This is a genomic window from Tessaracoccus yangjingae (genome assembly GCF_055326235.1).
The window spans coordinates 128,651-151,053 of record NZ_JBUZNN010000005.1; the positions used below are offsets into that span (position 1 = coordinate 128,651).

At 70.2% G+C, this 22,403-nt stretch carries 20 protein-coding genes; 8 read left to right on the plus strand and 12 right to left on the minus strand.

The genetic code is table 11. From position 1 onward, the window contains the following. Positions 1-78 precede the first annotated feature (78 nt). Genes ACZK5D_RS09330 through ACZK5D_RS09340 form a run of 3 tightly spaced genes read right to left on the minus strand, consistent with a single transcriptional unit; the run spans position 79 to position 2,857 of the window. Positions 79-645, minus strand: coding sequence for a NifU family protein (locus ACZK5D_RS09330; RefSeq protein ID WP_458995413.1), 567 nt, complete (start codon positions 643-645; stop codon positions 79-81). Further along, positions 642-2,507 (minus strand): ferrous iron transporter B, encoded by a 1,866-nt coding sequence (gene feoB / locus ACZK5D_RS09335; RefSeq protein WP_463665168.1) that lies wholly within the window; start codon positions 2,505-2,507, stop codon positions 642-644. Before feoB ends, ACZK5D_RS09330 begins: the two co-directional genes overlap by 4 nt. Positions 2,508-2,566: 59 nt before the next feature. Beyond that, positions 2,567-2,857 carry a FeoA family protein gene (locus ACZK5D_RS09340; protein WP_458995414.1) on the minus strand — a complete coding sequence of 97 codons (291 nt, stop codon included), beginning with the start codon at positions 2,855-2,857 and terminating at the stop codon, positions 2,567-2,569. 306 nt (positions 2,858-3,163) lie between these two features. Here ACZK5D_RS09340 and ACZK5D_RS09345 point away from each other — a divergent pair, with 306 nt between their 5' ends. The 4 genes from ACZK5D_RS09345 to ACZK5D_RS09360 all read left to right on the plus strand — a co-directional run bounded on the left by ACZK5D_RS09345 (position 3,164) and on the right by ACZK5D_RS09360 (position 6,501). Continuing rightward, positions 3,164-4,138: an aldo/keto reductase gene (locus ACZK5D_RS09345; protein WP_463665087.1), complete on the plus strand. Its 975-nt coding sequence runs from the start codon at positions 3,164-3,166 to the stop codon at positions 4,136-4,138. 7 nt (positions 4,139-4,145) lie between these two features. Beyond that, positions 4,146-4,886, plus strand: coding sequence for an SIR2 family NAD-dependent protein deacylase (locus tag ACZK5D_RS09350; protein WP_458995416.1), 741 nt, complete (start codon positions 4,146-4,148; stop codon positions 4,884-4,886). Then, positions 4,883-5,212 carry an MGMT family protein gene (locus ACZK5D_RS09355; RefSeq protein ID WP_458995417.1) on the plus strand — a complete coding sequence of 110 codons (330 nt, stop codon included), beginning with the start codon at positions 4,883-4,885 and terminating at the stop codon, positions 5,210-5,212. The genes ACZK5D_RS09350 and ACZK5D_RS09355 overlap by 4 nt, the downstream gene beginning before the upstream one ends. A gap of 95 nt (positions 5,213-5,307) precedes the next feature. Beyond that, entirely contained in the window at positions 5,308-6,501 is a 1,194-nt protein-coding gene (locus tag ACZK5D_RS09360) for an ROK family protein (protein ID WP_458995418.1), read from the plus strand. Between the two features lie 7 nt (positions 6,502-6,508). On the opposite strand, the gene ACZK5D_RS09365 is transcribed toward ACZK5D_RS09360, so the two are convergent. After that, positions 6,509-6,895 (minus strand): thiol-disulfide oxidoreductase DCC family protein, encoded by a 387-nt coding sequence (locus ACZK5D_RS09365; RefSeq protein WP_463665088.1) that lies wholly within the window; start codon positions 6,893-6,895, stop codon positions 6,509-6,511. 38 nt (positions 6,896-6,933) lie between these two features. Next, a complete protein-coding gene (lgt, locus tag ACZK5D_RS09370) occupies positions 6,934-7,815 on the minus strand; it encodes a prolipoprotein diacylglyceryl transferase (protein ID WP_458995420.1) in 882 nt (293 codons plus the stop codon). Between the two features lie 92 nt (positions 7,816-7,907). Between lgt and ACZK5D_RS09375 the strand changes: the two genes are divergently transcribed. Continuing rightward, a complete protein-coding gene (locus ACZK5D_RS09375; RefSeq protein WP_463665089.1) occupies positions 7,908-9,260 on the plus strand; it encodes a hypothetical protein in 1,353 nt (450 codons plus the stop codon). A gap of 13 nt (positions 9,261-9,273) precedes the next feature. Here ACZK5D_RS09375 and ACZK5D_RS09380 read toward each other — a convergent pair whose 3' ends face one another. Together ACZK5D_RS09380 and ACZK5D_RS09385 are read right to left on the minus strand one after the other, a co-directional pair. Next, on the minus strand, positions 9,274-9,720 hold the full coding sequence (locus ACZK5D_RS09380) for a methylglyoxal synthase (protein WP_458995422.1): 447 nt from the start codon (positions 9,718-9,720) through the stop codon (positions 9,274-9,276). Between the two features lie 257 nt (positions 9,721-9,977). Then, positions 9,978-10,541: a TetR/AcrR family transcriptional regulator gene (locus ACZK5D_RS09385; protein WP_463665090.1), complete on the minus strand. Its 564-nt coding sequence runs from the start codon at positions 10,539-10,541 to the stop codon at positions 9,978-9,980. A gap of 50 nt (positions 10,542-10,591) precedes the next feature. Here ACZK5D_RS09385 and ACZK5D_RS09390 point away from each other — a divergent pair, with 50 nt between their 5' ends. From ACZK5D_RS09390 to ACZK5D_RS09400, 3 genes are all read left to right on the plus strand, one after another. Further along, positions 10,592-12,280, plus strand: a complete 1,689-nt coding sequence (locus tag ACZK5D_RS09390) for an FAD-binding protein (RefSeq protein ID WP_463665091.1) — start codon at positions 10,592-10,594, stop codon at positions 12,278-12,280. A 536-nt stretch (positions 12,281-12,816) separates the two neighbouring features. Next, entirely contained in the window at positions 12,817-13,803 is a 987-nt protein-coding gene (locus ACZK5D_RS09395) for an aldo/keto reductase (protein WP_463665092.1), read from the plus strand. Between the two features lie 750 nt (positions 13,804-14,553). Further along, positions 14,554-14,955, plus strand: coding sequence for an NINE protein (locus tag ACZK5D_RS09400; protein WP_458995426.1), 402 nt, complete (start codon positions 14,554-14,556; stop codon positions 14,953-14,955). 381 nt (positions 14,956-15,336) lie between these two features. Here ACZK5D_RS09400 and ACZK5D_RS09405 read toward each other — a convergent pair whose 3' ends face one another. The 5 genes from ACZK5D_RS09405 to ACZK5D_RS09425 all read right to left on the minus strand — a co-directional run bounded on the left by ACZK5D_RS09405 (position 15,337) and on the right by ACZK5D_RS09425 (position 22,350). Beyond that, complete coding sequence (locus ACZK5D_RS09405) at positions 15,337-16,128, minus strand: NTP transferase domain-containing protein (RefSeq protein WP_463665093.1); 792 nt, start codon at positions 16,126-16,128, stop codon at positions 15,337-15,339. Positions 16,129-16,317: 189 nt separating this feature from the next. Further along, positions 16,318-19,404, minus strand: coding sequence for a DEAD/DEAH box helicase (locus ACZK5D_RS09410; protein ID WP_463665094.1), 3,087 nt, complete (start codon positions 19,402-19,404; stop codon positions 16,318-16,320). Between the two features lie 50 nt (positions 19,405-19,454). After that, a complete protein-coding gene (locus ACZK5D_RS09415; protein ID WP_463665095.1) occupies positions 19,455-19,940 on the minus strand; it encodes a GNAT family N-acetyltransferase in 486 nt (161 codons plus the stop codon). A gap of 36 nt (positions 19,941-19,976) precedes the next feature. Beyond that, positions 19,977-21,209 carry a benzoate/H(+) symporter BenE family transporter gene (locus ACZK5D_RS09420; RefSeq protein WP_463665096.1) on the minus strand — a complete coding sequence of 411 codons (1,233 nt, stop codon included), beginning with the start codon at positions 21,207-21,209 and terminating at the stop codon, positions 19,977-19,979. Between the two features lie 112 nt (positions 21,210-21,321). Beyond that, positions 21,322-22,350: a sugar phosphate isomerase/epimerase family protein gene (locus ACZK5D_RS09425; protein ID WP_463665097.1), complete on the minus strand. Its 1,029-nt coding sequence runs from the start codon at positions 22,348-22,350 to the stop codon at positions 21,322-21,324. Positions 22,351-22,403 lie beyond the last annotated feature (53 nt).

Consider the following 22,403-nt stretch of genomic DNA (forward strand, 5'->3'; position numbering starts at 1 on the left):
TCAGCCAGCGATGGGGCGGCACCTCAGCCAGCGGGAGGGGCAGCTCAGCCGGGGGGCGGGGGGCGGCCGAGGGCGGCGTCAGCGGCCGCGACCCGGGACCGGCAGGCCAAGCCAGCCTCGCGGCTTGTGGTGGGCCCCTCCGACGCGCTCGATGCCCGCAAGCCTGGGGTAGCGCGCCCGGACCGCGACCTCGATGCGCTCGTGCAGCGTCGACGTGGCCGCGGGGCAGTCCTCGCAGGCGCCGCCGAAGTCCAGCGTGAGCCGGTCCCCCTCCGCGGCCGTCACGGTGATGATCCCGCCGTGAGAGGAGACGTAGCCGGCCAGTTCGCCGTCGAGGATCTCGCGGGCGATGAGCCCGAGCAGCTCGTCGGAGCCCTCCTCGACCTCCCAGCCCGGCAGGTCGACGGCGGCCGCGAGCGCGTCGCGGACGCGCGGACCGTGCTCGGTCCAGGTCCTGTCCGGGGCGAGCCAGGTCCAGACGCCGCCGCGCTCGACGAAGACCTTGGTCAGCACGCCGTACTCGATCAGCGGCCCGACGGTGCCGGGCGCCGCGACCACCCGGCCGACGGGCAGGTCGACGTCGACCACCCACCGCACTGCCGACGGCTGACCGGGGACGGCCTGGGGGTGCAGGGTGCGCTTCATGCCAGTACTCCGACGATCGTGTGGGCGAGGAAGGCCATCAGCCACGCGACCACCCCCAGGTGGACGAACGCGATGAGCGGCCACCGCCAGGTGCCGGTTTCGCGGCGCATGACGGCGAGGGTGGACATGCACTGCATGGCGTAGACGAAGAACACCAGCAGCGCAGCGATGGTGGGCGGGGTGAACACCTTCTCCCCGGCGCGGGGACCGTCGCTGTGGGTCATGGCCTCCAGGGCCGCCGTCGGGTTCTCCGGGTCCGAGGCGGAGGCCACCTGACCCATCGTCGAGACGAACACCTCGCGGGCCGCCAGGGAGGAGATGACGCCCACGTTGACGCGCCAGTCGAAGCCGAGGGGCTCGAAGACGGGCCCGATCGCGCGGCCCACCGCGGCCGCGGCGGAGTGGTCCAACGTGTACGCGGTGACCGCGACAGCATCAGCCGGGTCGACCCCCGCCTCGAGCAGCTCACCCTCGCCGCGCAGCGGGAGATTGAGCAGCGCCCACAGCAGGACGGTGGTGAGCAGGATGACGGAGGTGACCTTGCGCAGGAACGCCTTGCAGGCGTCCCACACGGAGATCAGCACCGTGCGCAGGCGCGGCAGCCGGTAGGACGGCATCTCCATGTAGAACGGCAGCCCGATCCCCGAGCGCCCCACGATCCGCTTCCAGAACCAGGCCGAGGTCATCGCCGAGGCGGCCCCCAGCAGGTAGAGCCCGAACATGATCAGGCCCTGCGCGCCGACGGGGCCCCACCGGACGTCGGGGGGCACCACCATGCCGATGAGCAACACGTAGACCGGGAGCCTGGCCGAGCAGGTCATCAGGGGGGCGGCCATCATCGTGGCCAGCCTGTCCTTGGCCGAGGGCAGCGTGCGGGTGGCCATGATGCCCGGGATGGCGCACGCCATCGAGCTGAGCAGTGCCACGAACGCCCGCCCCTCGAGGCCCGCCGACGCCATCACGCGGTCCATGAGGTAGGCGGCGCGCGAGAGGTAGCCGGAGCCCTCCAGCAGCGAGATGAGCACGAACAGCAGCGCGATCTGGGGAAGGAACACCAGCACCCCGCCCACGCCGGCCAGCAGCGCGTCGGCCACGAATCGTCCCAGCCAGGGCACGGGGATCGACGAGCGGGTCAGGTCGCCCAGCCAGGCGAACGCCTGCTCGATCAGACCCTGCAGCGGGGCCGCGACCACGAAGATGGTCTGGAAGAACGCGAACATCGTGCCGAAGAAGACCAGGGTCCCCCAGACGGGGTGGAGCAGCACGCCGTCGAGGCGGCCGGTGCGCGAGTCGGGGTCCGGGGGCGCGAAGTGGGCGGCGTGCAGGATGGACTGGGTCCAGCCGATCACCTCGTCCGGCTCGGTGGGCGGGAGCACCGGGGGCGCCGGCCAGGCCGATGGCGCGGCCAGCACCTGGCGCAGGGCCTCAACCCCCCGTCGCTCCCCCGCCACCACGGGCAGCACCTGCACGCCCAACGCGCGCGCGAGCCGCTCCGGATCCACTCGACCACCGCGTCGGAGGAGCTCGTCGACGAAGGTGAGCACCACGACGGTGGGCAGCCCCGCTTGCTGGACCTGCGAGACGAGGCCCAGGCCCCTCCGGAGGTTCGTGGCGTCAACCACGACCACCAGCCCGGCCAGCTCGTCGGCCTCGTCGAGCACCTGGGCGACGATCTCCTCGTCCGGGCTGATCGGGTCCAACGAGTAGGTGCCCGGCAGATCCTCCACGACGACGGGGCCGACCGCGGTCTCGACGCGCCCCTCATACCGCGACACCGTCACGCCCGGGTAGTTGCCCGTCTTGGCGCGGAGCCCGGTGAGCCCGTTGAAGAGGGTGGTCTTGCCCGCGTTGGGGCTGCCCACCAGAGCCACGCGGGCGGCGTCGGGCAGCGTGGGCGCGGGGGCGCCGCCGTGGTGGTGGGTCATGCGCTCACGTGGACGCGGCGCGCCTCGGTGCGGCGCAGCACGATCTCGATCCCCCCGACGCGGAACATCAACGGGTCGCCGAGCGGCGCCTTCCGGAGCCTGGTGACGGGCTCACCCGGCATGAAACCCAGGTCGAAGAGGCGCCGCGCGACGACGTCGTCGGCATCGAAGGCGGCGATGGTGGCCACCTCGCCGACCCCCAGCGCGTCGAGGGTGCGCGTCGTCCCGGCTCCCAGCTGCTGGGCTGTGGTGCACCGACGGCTCACGAAGCGTTCCACGAGGGTCATGGGAATAAGCTAACACCGGTCTTGCAAATTCGAATCCTGGGGGTCGGTTATGAGCTGAGGCTCGCCTAACCCCGCCGTCGCGGCACTTCGCATACCCCAGCCCGCCCGCTGTGCGACTTCGCATACCTGCGGCGTCTTCGCACACCCTATTGAGTGTGCGAAGACGGCCAACCTATGCGAAGTGGCCTCACCGAGCGGGCCAACCCATGCGAAGTGCCCTCACCGAGCAAGCAGCGGGCCTGGGCGAACTCCCACCCAGCAGTCAGCCCCGTGGATAGGGTGGAGAGGCAGTCAACTGGAGGACACATGCAGTACACCCACCTCGGCCGCTCCGGCCTCCTCGTCTCGCGCATCGTGCTGGGCACCATGAACTTCGGCCCGCACACCTCGGAAGAGGACTCGCACGCCATCATGGACCGCGCCCTGGACGCGGGCATCAACTTCTTCGACACCGCCAACGGCTACGGCGGCCACGGCCACCGCGGCCGCACGGAGGAGATCGTCGGCCGCTGGTTCGCCAAGACCGGCCGCCGCGACGAGGTGGTGCTGGCCACCAAGTGCTACGGCTCTACCCTCGACGAGGACGTGCCCAACTTCTCGAAGCTGTCCGCAGTCAACGTCCGTCGGTCCGCCATCGCATCGCTGCGCCGCCTGCAGACCGGCCACATCGACCTCTACCAGATGCACCACGTGGACCGCGCCACCTCCTGGGACGAGGTGTGGCAGTCCATGGACCGCCTCGTGACGGCCGGCGAGGTGGTCTACGTGGGCTCGTCGAACTTCGCCGGCTGGCACATCGCGGCCGCCAACGAGGCCGCCCGGGCGCGACACTCGCTCGGCCTGGTCAGCGAGCAGTCGCTCTACCACCTGGGCGCACGCACCATCGAGCTTGAGGTGCTTCCGGCGGCCCGCCACTACGGCCTCGGCGTCATCCCGTGGTCGCCGCTCGGCGGCGGCCTGCTGGGTGGGGTGCTCCGCAAGATCGAGGAGGGGCGCCGCGCAGATGCCGGCATGCTCAAGCGGGTCGAGGAGAAGCGCGCCCAGCTGGAGCAGTGGGAGGCTTTCTGCGACGAGCTCGGCCACCAGCCCGGCGACGTGGCCCTGGCCTGGCTGCTCCACCAGGACGGCGTGACCGGACCGATCATCGGCCCCCGAACCATGGAGCAGCTCGAGGGCGCCCTCCGCGCGCTGGAGATCACGCTCGACGAGTCCGCCCTCAAGCGCCTCGACGAGATCTTCCCCGGCCCCGGCGGACCCGCACCCGAGGCCTACGCCTGGTAACCGGCCAGTGACCGTCGCCAGCCTCGACGAGGCCAGCAGGATCCTCATCCTCAGCGGAGCCGGGTTGTCCACAGCCGCGGGCATCCCGGACTTCCGCGGGCCCGAGGGCCTCTGGACCCGCGACCCCTACGCGGAGCTGGTCTCGACCCTCTCCTGGTATCTCCGCGACGACGACGTCCGCAAGGCGGCCTGGCGCCGTCGTGCCCATCCCGCGATGTGGGCGGCGCAACCCACCCGCGCGCACCGCGCCATCGTCGAGCTGGAGCGGGCGGGGCGGCTGCGGGCCGTCGTCACGCAGAACACCGACGGCCTCCACCAGCTGGCGGGCAGCAGCCCCGGGCTGGTGCACGAGATCCACGGCTCGGCCCGCACCTGGCGCTGCGAGATGTGTGGGCGCTCGGGGCCGATGGAGGAGATGCTGGAGCGGGTCGCGGCCGGCGACGAGGACCCCCGCTGCCCGCACTGCGGCGGCATCACCCGCGCCACCGTCGTGCTGTTCGAGGAGGTGCTCGACGCGGAGGTGCTGGGGGCTGCCGTGGCTGCGGCCGAGGACTGCGACGCGATCGTCGCGGTGGGCACCACCCTGGGCGTCTACCCCGTGGCTGGGCTCTTCCCGTTGGCCCTGGAGCACGGCGCCTTCGGCGTCATCGTCAACGCGGAGCCCACCGCCTACGACTCCGATGCGCACCAGGTGGTCCGCGGGCAGCTGGACGACGTCCTCCCGGGCCTGCTCGGTGTCGACAGTTGAGTGACGAGGTGGTGGAGCGCGTGCTGCGCGCCGTCGAGCAGGTCCCGCCGGGGAAGGTGGTGGCCTACGGCGACATCGCGGCCCTCGTCGGCACCTCACCTCGCCGGGTGGGCACCATCATGAGCCACTGGGGCGGGGAGGTCTCGTGGTGGCGGGTGACCAACGCGGCGGGCCGGATGCCCGGGCACCTGCTTCCCCTGGCCCGCAAGCAGTGGCAGCGGGAGGGCATCGAGACCGACGGCGACCGCTGCCTGATCACCCGATGCAGGGCTGACCTGGGCCGACTGCTGGCCGATTACCGGGCCGCCGTCGCGGATCTTTCCTGAACAACTCCAGCGCGCGGGCCCCAGGTGGAGCAGACTGGCGGGCGTCACCGGACGTCCCCGCCCGCGGGGCTCGCCGGTCACGGGAGGAGGGGTAGATGTCGGAATCCGAACCTGAGCACGCGTCGGGGATGACGCAGGCGCACATGCGCTCGCAGAACCTCGCTCTGGTGTTCCGCAGGGTGGTGGAGCAGAGCGGGCACGTGTCCCGCGCGGGGATCGCGCACCAGCTGGGGATGACCCGCTCGACGGTGTCGCGGCTCACGGACGACCTGATCACGGGCGGGCTGGTGAGCGAGGGCGAGGCGGCCAGCGCGGGGCGCGGGCGCCCTGCGGTGCCGCTGTCCATCAAGCCAGGGGCCACCTTCGGGCTGGGCCTCCACGTGGGCGTCGGCACCCTGGTGGCCGGGCTGGTGGACCTGACCAGCAAGGTGACCGCGACCCGCCAGGCGTCGGTGGACGTCAAGCACCTGGGCATCGCGGGGACGATGGCGGAGCTGGCCGCGCTGTCACGCAGCGTCCTGGAGGAGCTCCCCACGGGCGCGCGCCTCGTCGGCGCCTACGTCGCGCTGCCGGCGCTGGTGGACCGGCACGCCGGCCTGATCATCCGTTCGACCCCGCTCGGCTGGGAGGGTGAGCGTCCCGCGGACCACTGGACCCTCGAGCACGACGGCGCTCCCGTTCCGCTCAACATCGCCAACGACGCGGACTGCGGCGCCGTCACGCTGCTGCGCGACGCCCACGGACGCTCCTTCATCATGCTGTGCGGCGACGCCGGGGTGGGCGGCGCCATCGTCGTCAAGGGCATCCTGCACCTGGGCGAGCACGGGTGGGCCAGCGAGATCGGCCACGTCTGCGTCGACCCGAGGGGCGCGCCGTGCCCGTGCGGGTCGGTGGGCTGCCTGGAGACGGTGGTGGGGTCGCACGCGCTGCTGGCGGGGTCGCGGCAGCCCACGATGGACGCGTTCATCCACGCGCTCAGCCATGGCGACGAGCGCGCCCAGGCTGTGATGCGGCGGGCCGCGGGCGCGCTGGGCATCGCGTTGGGCGCTGCCATCAACCTTGCGGACGTGTCGACGGTGCGGCTCAGCGGACACTTCGCCCGCCTCGAGCCCTGGCTGCGGGAGCCGCTGCACCGGCAGCTGCAGGGTCGCGTGGTCTGGGCGCGCAGGGCTCCCCTGGAGATCACGGCCCTGACCGACGCCCCCCTGCGTCCCACCATGGGCGCCGGGCTGGCGGCCATGGGCCCCGTGGTGAAGGATCCCGAGTCCTGGCTGCTGAGCGCGGGTTAGTCCTGGGTTAGTCCGGCATCTCGCAGGCGGCGGTCGCGCCCGGGAGTCGATGACGGTTCCGGGCGACCACCGCATAGCCCAACCCCGCGACCCTTCGCACGCCCGGCAGGCGGAGCAGCCGCCCGACGAGGGGCCAGGGATTCCGCGAGGCCAGCAGCACCGTCGCCACCGCGCCGGCGCCCACCGTCACCCGGCCGTCGGGCTCCACGCAGTGCAGCGCCGCGGCACACTTGTCCACAGTCAGCCTGTGGACAACCAGGTCTGCCGATTGGAAGGGCGTGGCCTCGATCCGGGCCCGCAGCCACCGCCCCTGCGCCGCGCGCACGGAGGCGGTGCAGAAGCCGCAGTCAGCGTCGTAGAGCACCAGCGGGATGGCCGGCCACACGTTGTCCACCGGGTTATCCCCAGGGTGTCGCGGCTGCCGGCGCACGCTCACGCCTCGGCCGGCTCCGCCGGGTTATCCTCCGACTTGTCCACAGCCCCGTCGTTCACGTCTGTGATGCCCCGCATGCGGGACCAGGTCCAGAGCATGAGGCCGATGATCATCATGGGCAGCGACAGCCACTGCCCCATGCTGAGGCCCAGCGAGAGGAAGCCGAGCTGCGCGTCGGGTTCGCGCCAGAACTCGGCGATGAACCGGAAGAATCCGTAGCCGCCGATGAAGGCGCCGGTGATCTGGCCCCGGAAGCGGGGCTTGCGGGCGTAGAGCCAGAGCAGGATGAAGAGCAGGAGGCCTTCGAGCAGCATCTGGTAGAGCTGCGACGGGTGGCGCAGCACGTCGCCGCCGGTGGGGAACCGCATGGCCCAAGGCAGGTCCGCGGGCGCCTCGCGCCCCCACAGCTCGCCGTTGATGAAGTTGCCGAAACGCCCGGCGGCCAGGCCGATGGGCGCGGCCGGCACCAGGAAGTCCGCCACCTGGAGGTACGGCCGCTTCTCGCGCCATGCGAACCAGGCAAGCCCGAGCGCCACACCGATGGCCCCGCCGTGGAAGCTCATGCCCCCGTCCCAGATCTTGACGATCTCCAGCGGGTTCGCGAGGTAGAAGGCCGGGTTGTAGAACATGGTGTAGCCCAGCCGTCCGCCGAGCATCACGCCGACGATGGCGGCCAGCAGGATGTCCTCGATGTCCGTCCGGGTCCACGGCTTCGGGACGGTGATCGAGCGGTAGGGCTCGTGCTTCAGGCGCAGCACCATGAGGCCGTACCCCATCGCGAACGCGAGGAGGTACATGATGGCGTACCAGTGGATCTTCAATCCGAAGATGTCGATGGCGACCGGATTGATGTCCGGGAAGGGCAACTCGAGGGGCGTCACGCCCCCAGCTTTCCACATCGGCTCGGAGGCCCTTGACCGGCGCGGCGGGCCGGTGGACACTCAGCTATCCGCCGCGAGACGAGGAACTCCCCATGGTCCGATCGATCATCGTTGTCACAGCGGCTCTCAGCCTCGCCGTGAGCGGGTGCGGCGCCGACGCCACACCGACCGGCACGCCGGCAGCAGCCTCGCCGTCCTCCCCCGTCGCGGCACCGACGGGGCCGGCCAGCAGCGTCGCACAACCCCAGCTCAACGGGGAGGCCGTGGCCGCGACACTCACGGCCGCAGGCTTCGATGCCGGCACCGCCGCCTTCGCCCAGCACGCCGCCGCGACACTTGAGGCCCCGGACCCGCACACCTTCGTGGTGCGGCAGACCTACCCCACCGGCGCGGTCGCGACCACGGCCTACCACCTCCACGCCGGCGCCGCACCCGCCGAGCCCACGATGACCGTGGACCTCACCGACGGCGACCTCCGGTACACGCTCGAGTACACCGTCGACGCCGCGACGCTGCCCGCCGATCTGCGCGCCCAGGTCGCCGCCGGGTTGCCGGGCGCGGCGCCGTCGGACGCGGACCGTGCCGCGGTGCTCGGGGCGCTGCTCCGGGCCCCGATGGAGGACGGCCCGTCGACCATCTCCGTCGTGGCCGACGGCGTCATCTCGCAGGCCCAGGAGACGGCCGTGGACTCGATGGGGGAGCTCACACGCCTGGACAAGACCCTGGCCGGCACGTCGTGGGAGGCGTACAAGTCCGGCAAGAAGGTGACCGACGCGCTCAAGACCAACGCCCTGGTGTCGACGGCGCTCGCCAGGGTCGCGGCGGCCCGGAAGTGCGCCGCCAACCCCACCAACGAGCTCACGAAGAAGGCGTTCGCGGAGGACCCGGCTGCCCAGAAGGAACTGCTTCGCCAGCTCGACGAGGCGGCCGACGAGATCACGGGCAGCGCCGCGGTGATGTTCGTGCAGATGGCGACCGACGCAGGCGCAGGGCTGATCACGACCGCCCCGTGGCTGGGGTTCATCACCAGCCCGGCCACGAACTACGTTTCCGAGACCCTCACCGGATCGATCAACGAACGCCTCCGCGCGGCCGAGCAGCTGGTGCCGGCGTGCACGAAGACCACCTACCGCGTGACGGGCGGCTCGGGGGTCACCGTCAACGCGACCGTCGAGTCGATGACGGCCCCGTTCGAGGTCAACGCCGCCGGCGACGGGTTCCGCCTGATCTTCAGCTTTCAGCCGGGCGACGATACGGGCAAGTTCGGCCTTGTCACCTACGAGGGCGGCGGCTCCGGAGTGACCATGAGCGGCTCCGGCTCCTACACGGTCGCGGGTGCGGACCCCGGGCCATACACGTTGACGATGACCACCCAGGGCTGCGTCGACGGCGGCACCTGCGCCACCAACACCGACAAGTTGAAGTTCACGCCCCAGACTGGGTAGCGACTCAGCCGGTCTAGTCCTCGTCCTCGTCGGGCTCCCAGGCGCGCGGAGAGATGTCCGGGCGGTTCGCCCACTCGTTCTCCAACAGCGGCGACGAGATCATCATGTCCGCCGTCGCGGTGTTGCAGGCCATCGGCACGTTCCACACGGCACCGATGCGCAGGAGCGCCTTGACGTCGGGGTCGTGCGGCTGCGGCTCGAGCGGGTCCCAGAAGAAGATGAGGGCGTCGATGCGGCCCTCGGCGATCATCGCGCCGATCTGCTGGTCGCCGCCGACGGGGCCCGACAGCAGCCGGGTGACCGGGAGCCCGAGCTCGTACTCGAGCATCGTGCCGGTGGTGCCGGTGGCGAAGAGGTCGTGGTGGCTGAGGGTGCCGCGGTTGTAGTTGGCCCAGGCCAGCAGTTCGGCCTTCTTGTTGTCGTGGGCCACCAGGGCGATGTGATGTCTGACGCCGGGCATGTCTGCCGCCTCTCTCCGATGTGCTCAGCCTAGGGCTGCGGCACCCGCCCGGCGCGGCTTGGCCATCTGTTGCCCCGCCAGAGGCATCCACACCTGCTGCGCCGCTGCGCGGCCCACCCGCGGCGGCCAGGCCTCACTAAATGTCATGCTGAGGGTCGAGTACGACCCTCAGCGTGACAATTAGCGGCGGCGGCCCTCGGGGGATGCCGCCTCAGAAGCCGCACGCGTGCCTGTCATCCTGGAAGGTGCCCCGAAGCTCACTCGGCAGCCGGGCCGAACCACCGCCGCGACACCTGCGCCACCGTCGCCATCAGCGTGCTCCGCCCTCCACTGGTGACCACCAGGCCGTAGACCATCCGCACGCCCGTCAGCACGTCCGCACCCTCCAGGTCCGGCCGCACCTCCTCCGCCGCGACCGCGGCCGCCACGTGCGGCGCGAACAGAGCCAGAAGCCGCTCGTTCCCGCCGAAGTCCGGCAGCTCCCGTCTGGCCTCCACCGCCATCTCGACGAAGGCCGCCGACTCCACCACGTCGTCGACCAGCACCTCCCACAGCGCCCAGAAGGAGCCCGGCCCGACGACGGCGCCCGCCTCCTCAAGACGGACGAAGTTCTCCTCGAACACGGCCAGCGCCAGGTCCAGGCGCTTCGGGAAGTGCCGGTAGAGCACCCCCTGGCCGACTCCGGCGCGCTTGGCGATGGTGTGCATGGGCACGTCGTAGCCGCGCTCGGCGAACAGTTCGCGCGCCGCCGCGAGCAGCGCCGCGCGATTCTCGGCGGCCGCTGCGGGCCCCCTATTGATCCTGCGGTGATGGCCGGGCATGCTGGACAGCATAGAACCGGACATTGTTGTCCGGTTGTCGAGGAGGAACCGTGTCTCAGAAGTTTGACCATTCGTTCGACGTCGTGGTGGTCGGCTCAGGCGGGGCCGCGATGGCCACCGCGCTGGGCGCCGTCGACGAGAACCTGGACGTCGTGATGCTGGAGAGCACCGGCAAGTGGGGAGGCAGCACCGCCATGTCCGGCGGCGGGCTCTGGCTGCCGAACAACCCGCTCATGCAGCGCGAGCGGGTGGCGGATTCACGCGAGTCCGCGCTCGCCTACATGGAGGCCTGCATCGGCGACGAGGGCCGCGCCACGTCCCGCGAGCGCAAGGAGGCCTTCGTCGATTCGGTGGCGGACTTCGTGACCACCGCCGAGCGCTACGGCGTCGAGTTCGTGCGCGCCGGCGAGTATCCCGACTACTACCCCGAGTTGCCCGGCGGGCGGATCGGGCGCGCCGTCGAGGTCAAGCCGCTGGACTCGAAGTTGCTGGGCGAGTGGTACTCGACGCTCCGGCTCACCGCGCCGCTGCCCATCAAGACCGACGACGTGTGGCTCATCCAGCGCGCCTGGTCCACGTGGGGCGGGTTCAAGCGGGGCGCGCGGCTGGTGTTCCGGGCGCTCAGCTTCGTCGGCACCGGCCGGCGGGGCGTGGGGATCGGGGCAGCGTTCGCCACCGCGATGTTCGACGGCGTGGTGCAGAGGGGCGGGGCCAAGCTGTGGCTGGACTCCCCCGTCGAGGAGCTGATCATCGACGACGGCCGCGTCGTCGGCGTCCGGATCACCCGCGACGGGCGGCAACAGACTGTCGGCGCGCGGCGCGGCGTGATGCTGGCAGGCGGCGGCTTCGACCGCAACAAGGCCATGCGGATGCAGTACCACGGCATCGAGGGCGACACCTCAGGCAACCCCGGCAACGTGGGCGGCGCGATCGCGCTCGGCCAGCAGGCGGGGGCAGCGCTTGAGCTCATGGACGACGCGTGGTGGGGCGCCTCCGTCATCGGCGCCGACGGCGGGGACCCGTCGTTCATCGTCGGAGAGCGGGCGCTGCCCTACTCGATCATGGTGGACGCCAAGGGAGACCGGTTCGCCAACGAGGCCGAGTCCTACGTGGACCTCGGGCACCACATGCTCGAGCACGACAAGGACGGCTCCTACTGGATCATCGGCGACGCCCGGCACGCGCGGCGCTACATGCGCACCTACGCGATGGACCCGCGGACAAACAAGAAGCTGGCCGCTGAGGGGTCGATGGCGAAGAAGGGCACGATCGAGGAGCTGGCGCGTGAGCTCCGGATGGAGCCCGCGCGGCTGCGGGCCACCGTCGACCGGTTCAACGGGTTCGCGCGGGCGGGGATCGACGACGACTACGGTCGCGGCAGGTCGGCCTACGACCGCTACTACGGCGACCCGTCGGTGGTGCCCAACCCCAACCTCGGCCCGCTGGAGAAGGGTCCGTTCACGGCGTACCGCGTGGTGATCGGGGACCTGGGGACCAAGGGCGGGGTGCTCACCGACGAGTTCGCCCGGGCGCTGCGCGAGGACGGCTCGGTGATCGAGGGCCTCTACGCGGCGGGCAACAACTCCGCCTCGGTGATGGGCCGCACGTACCCCGGCCCCGGCTCGACGATCGGCCCGGCCGCGGTGTTCGGCATCCGGGCGGCCCGCCACATGGCGGGGGCGGCCCGCGAGCTCGTCGGCGCGGGAGTTGGAGGGGAGGCCTCCACCCCCGCTCGGTGAGCCGTCCCTACACCGCTGGCTGAGGTGCCGCGAAGCGGCCCTCCCCCGCTGGCTGAGGTGCCGCGAAGCGGCCTCGAAGCCTCAGAAACGCAACCTGACAAGCAAAGTCTCACAGGTTTCGAGGCTCGTCGGTGCGCTCCTCGCGGCCCGGCTCACCCAGCCCTCCGCTGGGTGAGCCACGCCAAGCCGCGTAGCGGCGCAGCGTGTGTCGAAGCCCTGGCGCCCGGTTCGAGGACTCTGCCCCCCAAGTCCTCGGTGACCTCACGTTGGCTTCGACGCGGGCGCGCGTCGCTTCGCTCCTCGCGGCCCGGCTCACCCAGCGGAATGGCGGCCCGGCTCACCCAGCCCTCCGCTGGGTGAGCCACGCCAAGCCGCGTAGCGGCGCAGCGTGCGTCGAAGCCATCGCGAGCTGGTCTGTGGACTTGGGGCGGCTCCTCGAACCGGGCGCCAGAGGCTTCGACGCGGGCGCGCGTCGCTTCGCTCCTTGCGGCCCGGCTCACCCAGCGGAGTACGTTCGCCTGTGCCAAGGTGGAGGCATGCAGAAGTCAACATTGGGTAGGACCGGCCGCGAGGTCGGTGTGATCGGCCAGGGTTGCTGGCAGTTCGGCGGGGACTGGGGGTCGGTGAGCGACGACGCCGCCATGGCGGTCCTCCACACAGCAGCCGACGAGGGCGTCACCTTCTTCGACACCGCCGACGTCTACGGCGACGGGCACAGCGAGGAGCTCGTCGGCCGCTTCCTCAAGGAGCGCCGCGACGACGACATCATGGTGGCCACCAAGCTCGGCCGGCGCGCCTCCCCGCACGCCCCCGAGCAGTTCACGCGCGAGAACCTCCGCGCCTGGAACGACCGTTCGCGCACGCTGCTGGGCGTCGACACCATCGACCTCATCCAGCTGCACTGCCCGCCCACGCCCGTCTACTCCGACGATTCTGTCTACGACGCGCTCGACGAGATGGTCCAGGAGGGCCGCATCCGCCACTACGGCGTGTCCGTGGAGACGGTCGACGAGGCTCTCACCGCGATGGCCCGCCCCGGGGTGGCGAGCGTCCAGATCATCCTCAACGTGTTCCGCCGCAAGCCCCTGGAGAAGGTGCTGCCGGCCGCGCTCGAGGCGGGCGTCGGCATCATCGCGCGCGTGCCGCTGGCCAGCGGCCTCCTGACGGGGCGCTTCACGGAGTCGACGACGTTCGCCGTCGAGGACCACCGCACGTACAACCGACAGGGTGAGGCGTTCGACCAGGGCGAGACGTTCAGCGGCGTGCCGTACGACGTGGGTGTCGCGGCGGCGCGCGAGTTCGCGGCGATCGTGCCCGACGGCGTGACCCCGGCCCAGTTCGCGCTGCGCTGGGTCGTCGACCAGCCGGGCGTCTCCGTCGTCATCCCGGGCGCGAGCCGTCCCGAGCAGGCGAAGGCGAACGCCGCGGCCGGATCACTGCCGCCGCTGACCGACGACCAACTGGCCGCTTGCGAAGCCATCTACAACGAGTACATCCGGGAGCACGTGCACGACCGCTGGTGATCTCACTCCGTTGCTGAGCCCATGGCCACTTGAGGACGGGGCACGAACACCAGTCCCGTCCTGCCGATCATCTGCTACCAGCCTCCGCTCAAGAAGACTTGCCGCGCCTGATCTCCCTCCTCGAACCCGTAGTACCGTCGCTTCCCGCAGCGCGCGCACTCCTGGTGGGTTGGCTTCCCGTCCTCGATGTTGTGACGGGTGAGGAACCTATGCCGTCCGATCCGGCACAACAACCTCTTGGACATTGCAGCCTCCTTTCGGGCGGTGTTCTTCGCGTCTGACGTTGGTCACGGTCAGCCGCTGGCAGATCTGTCACCTGAGCGGATGCTAACTCTGGTGTACCCCTCACGCGATAGTCGCCTGGGCTCCACATCGATTGGTGCGGAAGCGCGGAGCGGCAGGCCCGGTCTGGGCCCAAGCCACGAGCGGATTCAAGCCGCGGGTGAAGTGACCACACACCCCGAACCTGCCGGAGCCGGCACGCCCTTTCGTCTCGCGGCGCTCCAAGCCCGCGCGCCGTACCCGCCAGGACCCTCCCCCCATCGGCGAGCACCGTGCCCATGCGAGATGTCGCCCCCCGAGTGCGCGGGCGGCGCCTCGGAGTGCGGTGACGCACGCTAACCGCCAAACTCCTCTTCAGGTCCAGGGCCTGCGGAGGCCCGCGAGCGCAGTCACCAAGCTGACCCACGACTGCGCTATCTTGTGCGCGACGCCCCTCGGGCGCCAGTCACACCTACAAAGGACCGTTCCATGACGCAGCCCCCTCAGGATCCGCAGCAGCCCTACGGCCAGCCTGCCGGCGACCAGCCGCAGTACGGCCAGCCCACCCCCGAGCCCCAGTACGGCCAGCAGCAGCCCTACGGCGCCCCCTACCAGGGCCAGCCGCAGTTCGCCGCCGGCGGCCAGGTGGGTCAGAAGTCCAAGATCGTCGCCGGCATCCTCGGCATCCTCCTCGGCGGCCTGGGCATCCACAACTTCTACCTCGGCTTCACCAAGAAGGCCGTCATCCAGCTCCTCATCACGGTGCTGTCCGTCGGCTTCCTCTCCTGGGTCTCCGCCATCTGGGGCCTGGTCGAGGGCATCTTCATCCTCATCTCCAAGCCCGGCGAGCAGTGGCACCGCGACGCGGCCGGCCTCGAGCTGACCGACTGATCCACACCCCGATCACCTGAGGGCCCGTCGACGTATCGGCGGGCCCTCAGTGGTTCTTGTGAGTGAGATTCGGGTCGGCGGCCGCACGGAGCCGCGGAGTTCCCCCGGCCTCTCCTGTTTCCGCCCACTGGACCCCGTTGAGCTGACCGGCGGAGGCTCTGGAAGCGACCCCTCCCCGCTGGCCGTAGCGCCGCGGAACAGCCTCGGAACGACCCCTCCCCGCTGGCTGAGGTGCCGCGGAACAGCCTCGACGACCCCTCCCCGCTGGCTGAGGTGCCGCGGAGCGGCCTCGAAGCCTAAGAAACGCAACCTGACAAGGTCACTCTCCCTAGATACTCGTCAAGATGGTGCGGTCCTTCGTGAAGGCCGAGCTCTTCCGCGTCACCCTGACGGACGCGCGCCCAACGTCGCCTCTCGGCAGTCGACCGTGAGCCCACCGTCGGCGCGCACGGCCTGACGCAACACCTCGTCGGCCCCGACCGTGCAGCCGGGCCAGACCACACTGTCGATCAGAACGCCTTCGACCACGGCCCCGTCGCCCACGACACTCCGGCCCCCGTTGGCCACCAGGTTCGCCCGCAGGTAATCGGCCGGCGTCCCGCAGTCCACGACGTCACCGCGCAATCGGACGAACTCGAGTTCGCCGCGCTCGTGGGCCGGTCCCCACACCAGGGGATACAGCCCCGCGAACCGATCCGGCAGGCCCTCGACGAAGCGATGCGGCAGCAGGCTGACGCCGACGTAGCGCCAGCGGCCGAAGTCCGCGGGCCCGTCGCCGGCCTCCGTGACGAGGAGCCGCGGGAACTCGCCGGACCAGCCGGCCATGAGCTCCGACAGGTCGTCGGTCAGCCAACTATCGGCGTTGTGCAGGAGCACGTCTGCCTCCCCGATCCATCCGGACAGGTGTCCCAGCGCGCCGGCGCTGCCGAGCAGGGCAGGTTCATGCGACACCGTGACGCCGCTGCCCCGGAGGTGGGAGTCGATCTGATCGGCCAGGTGGTGCGCGTTCACCGCGGTGCGGGAGACGTAGGGGCGGATGCGGTCGAGCGCCCAGTCCAGGAGGGGGCGGTTGGCCACCGGGCACAGCGGTTTGGGCCGCAGGTCGGTGAGTGGGCGAAGCCGACGGCCCTCGCCGGCCGCCAGGACCATGCCCACCAGTTCTCGCTTCGTCACGTCGGCCAGTCTGCCCCGACCGCAGCGCCTGGCACCAGAATGAGGGCCTGCAAGGTCCTTGGCGTTTCCCAGACCCTGAACGTGCTCGGCCTGCCGGCGCCGCTGGCGCCTCGACGCGGCCCCTCCCCGCTGGGGCTCCTCGCACCTGAGCCAGCGAAACCGGCGCTCGTCAGACCTCCACCGCCAGGATCAGCTCACCGCCCGCGACTCCTGCAGCACCTGCGGTGGCATCTCCCGCCTCAGCTTCCACGTGATGGCAATCGGCCGCTCTCCCCGGTGCTCGACGTAGTCGGCGTCTCCCAGCAGCAGGTAGGGGGCGCCTCCCCCGAACTCCCACACCTTGCTCCCCCGCACGTACAGCAGCACCTCTGAGCCGTTCGACCGCTGAGTCAGGTAACGCTGCCCCGTGGGAGACGCCGCAGAGGTGCCCGACTGCGACTCCCAGTGGAACAGCGACGCGTTGATCGCGTAGTCCCGATACATCGTTGTGGGCGAGAAGTGCGCCTCCGACTTCACGAGCGTCACGAGCAGCGTGTCGACGTCGAGCTCACGGTTGTAGAACACGCCCTCGCGCATGTGTCGGGGCGAACGGGTCAGCGTGGCGTGCCCGAGCGCCGCCATGAGCTCCTCCCGCGAGTAGTGGGCGTGAGACCTCAAGGGCGTACCGCGAAGGCGCCCGGCTAGGGGTCTGGCGACGTGCTCAGCCCGGTCGAGCGCCCACCCGAGCGTCTGCCGTGCCTCCTCGCGAAACGCCGGCTCTCCCCGGAGCGCGACGAAGCCCTCAGCGAGACTCGCAAAGCCACCCCCGTCCGGCCACAGCGAGAAGAAGAGCATGTCAGCCCACCGACGGTCGGCCGGCGAGAGCGAGTCGTAAGCCGGTGCGCCGTCGGAGAGGAGCTGAAGGTACGCGTCGTGCCGGCTGCGGTCGTCGACGTGGGCCAGAGCCTTGAGCCGCTTGAGCAACGCCTCCTCGAAGGGGCCACCGGCCAATGTGGGGAGGCCGGCCTCGCGGCGTAGGCGCGTGAATGACCCCTTGCCGAGGAGGTCGCTGAGTTCCGCACCGCTCTCGGCGAGGAAGGTTGCGAGATACACGTCGCCGACGGCGCGCATCTCCGTCAGGAAGTGCTTCCACCTCGTGGCGATCTGCGCCTTGATGTTGCTCAGCACCTGGGCCTGGGTCACGTCGTCGAGCACGATCTGCGACCCGGCCGGAAGATAGGGGAACCCCCGCTCCACCTGGGTCTGCAGCTCGCGACGTGAGCCCCCCGTGATGGCGCGATACCGCTGAGCCAGGTTGAAGTCCTTGCGGTGGTGGCCCACGAAGTCGAGCACCGTCAGCACCGGCTTATCTGCGGTGCGCCGCAGGCCACGGCCCAACTGCTGGAGGAAGACTGTGGCGCTCTCGGTGGGCCGAAGGAAGAGCACGGTGTCGACGTCCGGGATGTCGACGCCCTCGTTGAAGAGGTCCGCGGTGAACAGCACCACCAGCTCGCGGCGCGTCAGCCGCGACACCGCCGCTGCCCGCTCGGAGGCAGGGGTGTCCCCGTGCACGGCCATTGCCGGGAGGCCCGCGGAGTTGAACACCTCGGCCATGTAGCGGGCATGGGCCACGTCGACGCAGAACCCCAGCGCCCGCATTGTTCCCGGATCTGCCAGCTTGCGCCTCAGCTCCTGCACGACGACGCGGGCGCGGGCGTCGTTGCCGGTGAAGATGCCCGAGAGCTGGCCGACGTCATAGCGTCCGCGGCGGAAGTCGACGGCGCTGAGATCCGTCGTGTCGGCGATGCCGAAGTAATGGAAGGGGCTGAGCAGATCCGCACTGAGCGCGTCCCACAGGCGCAGCTCGTAGGCGGCGCGATTGCCGAAGAAGCTGCGGACGTCGACCCCGTCCGCGCGCTCCGGGGTGGCGGTGAGCCCGAGCAGTTCCTGGGGCTCGAAGTGATCGAGGATGCGCCGGTAGCTGGAGGCCTCGGCGTGGTGGAACTCGTCGATGACCACCACGTCGAACCCGCCGCGGTTCATCGCCGCCAAGTTGTCCGCGTTGAGGGACTGCACCGACGCGAAGACATGCCGCCAATGAGTGGGCCGCAGCCCGCCGACGAGCAGTTCAGCGAACCCGCCGTCGGCCAGCACCTCGCGGTAGGTGCGCTGGGCCTGCAGCAAGATCTCTTGGCGGTGAGCTACGAACAGCAGGCTCGGCCGCGAGCCGCGGGCAGCAGCGAGGCGCTGATAGTCCAGCGCCGCCACAACGGTCTTGCCGGTGCCCGTGGCCGCGACGACCAGGTTGCGGTGGCGCCCGTGCACCTCGCGCTCGACCTCGAGCGCCTCGAGGATCCGCTCCTGATGAGGCCACGGCCTGACCTCGAGCCCCGAGACGGCCAGCGCCGCGGTCTGGCGGGACTTCCCCGACGCCTGCGCCAGAGCGCGCTCGAGCCGTTCGCCGTCGGCGGTGGTGTACGGCTCGAAGGCCGGATCGTTCCAGTAGCTCTCGAAGGTGGCGGTGAACTTGCGCAGCAGGTCCGGGGTGGACGTGGAGGTGAGCCGCACGTTCCACTCGACCCCGTCCAGCATCGCCGTGCTGGTGAGGTTGGACGAGCCGACGTAGGCGGTGTCGAAACCGGTGTCGCGGTAGAAGCGCCACGCCTTGGCGTGCAGCCTGGTGCGCGAGGTCTCGTAGCTGATCCGAACCTCGGCCCCGAACTGCTCGATCAAGCGGTCAAGCGCGGCTCGCTCCGTGGATCCCAGGTAGGTGGACGTGATCACCCGGAAGGGGATCCCGCGCTCGTGCAGGCTGCTCAATTGCCTCTCGAGCGTGCGGATGCCGTGCCACTTGATGAACGCGCAGAGCAGCTCGACTCGGTCTGCCGAACCGAGCTCGGAGGCGATCTCGCTGCCCATCGTCGGCTCGCCCCGCGCGTTGGTGAGGAGGGCGGGCTGCGAGAGCGGGGTCTCGGGGGCGCCGAGGTAGCGCGCGGGCTGGCCCGGAGCTGGAGGGCGAAGCAGCGACAGGAGCCGGGTGGGCTCGCCGTCGACGCGGTCGTCGTCGGCGCCCAGGCCGGCGAGCACCTGCTCCAACGCCTCGCGGCGCGCCGGCTCGGCCAGCGAGGAGAAGGCGCCCCTGGCGACTCGCCCCACATGCTCGGCGAGGATCGCGGGAAGCTCCGCCGACTCGATGGACGCCGTGGTGGGGTGAAGCGTGGAGTGGTCGATCCGGCGGCGAAGCGCCCGCGTGATCAGCGCGTCGTAGAAGCCCTCGGGCACGTCGCTGCTGCTCACAGGCCCCAGCATTGCAGCTCGCCCCGACGAATCAGGCCCGCCCCGCCTTGTCAGCCCGGTTCCGCCGGGAGATCGAGATGCATGTCGAAGTTCGGGACCCGCACTCCCCTCGTCGAGTTGTTCAGGTTCTCCCTGTCGACGACGAAGCCGAGCCGCTCGAAGACCGGCCTCGCGGTCCGGCTGGCGTGGGTCACGACGCGGGTGTGCCCCCGCCGTCGGGCCTCCTCAAGGACTGCCTGGACGAGCATCCTCGCCACCCCCTGCCCGCCCGCGTCCGGGTGGACGAACAGCATGTCGAGGACGCCGTCGTCGGTGAGGTCGCTGAACCCCACCACTCGCTCCCCCGCCACCGCGACCACCGTCCAGGCCGCCGCCCGGCGTCGGCCCCACGCGTCGAGGTCCACCTCATCGGGCGACCAGGCCGCCAACTGCTCGGGCGTGTAATCCGCCGCGGCAGTGACACGCACCGCCGCGTGGAAGACCTGCCAGGTGGACTCGGCGTCGGTGTCGCGGTAGGGGCGGAGGGTCACGGTCATCCCGGAACGCTACTGCCGAGTCCCCTGTTCACTCGGCTACCCATTCCGAGACGGGGGCGAAGGGACTCGCTGTGCGGTCAGCAGCCACACCGCCACACCGACCAGGATCGCAAGAACGGGCGCCCCTATTCCGCCCAGAGACACGCCAGACATCCCGATAATCAGGGCAGCAAAGGCGCCGATCGCGTGCGACGGCGACGCGAAGGCGAGCTGAAGTGCCCCAACGAGCATGCTCAAAAGGGCCAACCCCGCGATGACGTAGATGATGTCCTCTGGAAGCGCCAGGACCACAGGCAATACGAAGCCGGCGAGCAGGCCCGCCACCAACAGGCCGACGGCTCCTACGACTGCGGCCGTGTACCTCTGCTCTCGCGGTCCCGCATCCCGTCCCGCGACGATAGCCGTCAGCGGTCCGGCCAATGCGACGGCATGGCAGAGGAAGAACGAGCCGACAATTGACAGCAAACCGGACACAGCCACCAGCGGGCCGAGCGGCGGCTCGAACTCATTAGCCGCAAGTACCCCGAAGCCCTTCAGGATGTCAGCCAGGACGAGGAGCACCAACGGCAGCGACACCGAAACGATCGCCCCCACACTGAAGTGCGGCGCCACGAAACCAGGCACGTTGAGGGTGAAGGTCAATCCGCCGAGCTCAATCGGGAGTAGCCAGAGTGTCACTGCGAAAGCCACGGCCAAAGCGGCCGCCAAGGGTGGAACTCTCTTCAGGAATGCCGTGGCCAGTAGGAACGCGATCACGATCGCTCCGCCGGCCAAGGGCTGATTCGCCACCCCGTGGACCATCTTCAGCCCGTAGGACATGAAGACGCCGGCGATCATGCCCATGACGATGGGTATCGGCAAGTGCTTGGCCAGTGCGCGCATCAAGCCTGACCAGCCGAGGAGGAAGACGATGATGCCGGCCACGAGGTAGCCGGCGACCATCTCGCCCAAACTGAACTGGGCCAGCATTGGGCCCATCACCACAACGGCGGGTAGTGAAGGCATGACGACCAGCGGCTGCTGATAGCGCAGCGAGAGTGCGACGGTTGCGATGCCTCCCAGGACGTTTCCGGCCATGATCCAGGAGATCGTCTGTTCCGCCGACAGCCCAGCCTGCTTGGCGGTCGCGGCGTAGAGAACGAACCCTCCGACGATGCCGAAGATGATGGCGGTCACCGCCGCCGCCACGTTCTGTGCGTTCGGTCGCATGGCATGCAGACCCTGGACGCGAGGCAGATCAGATGTTTGGCCTGCCTGTGCCACGGTCACTCACCCACCCCAGGGACGCTACGGGCCGCGAGGGCGACGGGCGCTGGGGTCGAGTCCCTGATGACGCAAGCTTCGATTTCGGTGCCGCCGATGACGGCACCGATGATCGGCCTCATCGTCCGGTCTCGTCGGCCTGGGCGTGTGTGGAGAAGGCAGCGTCGAAGCTGGCGGCCGGTGGGTCGAACAGGTTGGCACGGACGAAGTCGACCGCCTGCTTGGCGCCGCGGAGGCGGTCCATGCCCGCATCCTCCCACTCAATGCTGATCGGGCCGGTGTAGCCGATGGCGTTGAGAGTGCGGAAGCACCGCTGCCAGGGGACGTCCCCGTTGCCGGTGGACACGAAGGTCCACCCACGGCGAGGGTCCCCCCAGGGCAGATGCGAGCCCATCCGACCATTGCGGCCGTTGCCGGTTGCCATCTTCGTGTCCTTGCAGTCGACGTGGTAGATCCGGTCGGCGAAGTCGACCAGGAAGCCGACGGGGTCGATCTCCTGCCACATCATGTGGGAGGGGTCCCAGTTCAGCCCGAACGCCTCCCGGTGGTCGATCGCCTCCAGCGTCAGCTTCGTCGACCAGTAGTCGTAGGCGATCTCGGAGGGGTGCACCTCGTGTGCGAAGCGAACCCCTTCGGAGTCGAACACGTCGAGGATGGGGTTCCACCTATCGGCGAAGTCCTGATAGCCGGCGTCGATCACTGAGTCCGAGACCGGCGGGAACATCGCCACGTACTGCCAGATCTTCGAGCCGGTGAACCCGACCACCGTGTCGACGCCCAGCTTGCGCGCCGCGACGGCGGTCAGCTTCATCTCTTCTGCGGCGCGCTGGCGGACCCCTTCTGGGTCGCCGTCACCCCACACTGCGTCGGAGACCATGTCGCGATGCCTGAAGTCGATGGGATCGTCACAGACGGCCTGGCCCTTCAGATGGTTGCTGATCGCCCAGACACCGAGGCCGTACTTCTCGAGCGTTGCCTGCTTCGACGCGACGTAGCTGTCGTCCTCGGCGGCTCGGTAGACGTCGAGGTGGTCACCCCAGCAGGCGATCTCAAGACCGTCGTAGCCCCAGCCGGCGGCGAGACGACAGACCTCGTCGAAGGGCAGGTCGGCCCATTGGCCGGTGAACAGCGTGACGGGACGTGACATGGCGGATCTCCTGAGTCGTCGCGGGGTTGAGTGGTGTGGGGGGTGAGTTGGAG

What these genes read in the sequence shown, in the direction of transcription:
- ACZK5D_RS09330 (WP_458995413.1), bottom strand. Translation starts at nt 645, where the DNA reads ATGAAGCGCACCCTGCACCCCCAGGCCGTCCCCGGTCAGCCGTCGGCA.
- ACZK5D_RS09340 (WP_458995414.1), bottom strand. Translation starts at nt 2,857, where the DNA reads ATGACCCTCGTGGAACGCTTCGTGAGCCGTCGGTGCACCACAGCCCAG.
- ACZK5D_RS09345 (WP_463665087.1), top strand. Translation starts at nt 3,164, where the DNA reads ATGCAGTACACCCACCTCGGCCGCTCCGGCCTCCTCGTCTCGCGCATC.
- ACZK5D_RS09360 (WP_458995418.1), top strand. Translation starts at nt 5,308, where the DNA reads ATGTCGGAATCCGAACCTGAGCACGCGTCGGGGATGACGCAGGCGCAC.
- ACZK5D_RS09375 (WP_463665089.1), top strand. Translation starts at nt 7,908, where the DNA reads ATGGTCCGATCGATCATCGTTGTCACAGCGGCTCTCAGCCTCGCCGTG.
- ACZK5D_RS09380 (WP_458995422.1), bottom strand. Translation starts at nt 9,720, where the DNA reads ATGCCCGGCGTCAGACATCACATCGCCCTGGTGGCCCACGACAACAAG.
- ACZK5D_RS09385 (WP_463665090.1), bottom strand. Translation starts at nt 10,541, where the DNA reads ATGCCCGGCCATCACCGCAGGATCAATAGGGGGCCCGCAGCGGCCGCC.
- ACZK5D_RS09395 (WP_463665092.1), top strand. Translation starts at nt 12,817, where the DNA reads ATGCAGAAGTCAACATTGGGTAGGACCGGCCGCGAGGTCGGTGTGATC.
- ACZK5D_RS09400 (WP_458995426.1), top strand. Translation starts at nt 14,554, where the DNA reads ATGACGCAGCCCCCTCAGGATCCGCAGCAGCCCTACGGCCAGCCTGCC.
- ACZK5D_RS09415 (WP_463665095.1), bottom strand. Translation starts at nt 19,940, where the DNA reads ATGACCGTGACCCTCCGCCCCTACCGCGACACCGACGCCGAGTCCACC.
- ACZK5D_RS09425 (WP_463665097.1), bottom strand. Translation starts at nt 22,350, where the DNA reads ATGTCACGTCCCGTCACGCTGTTCACCGGCCAATGGGCCGACCTGCCC.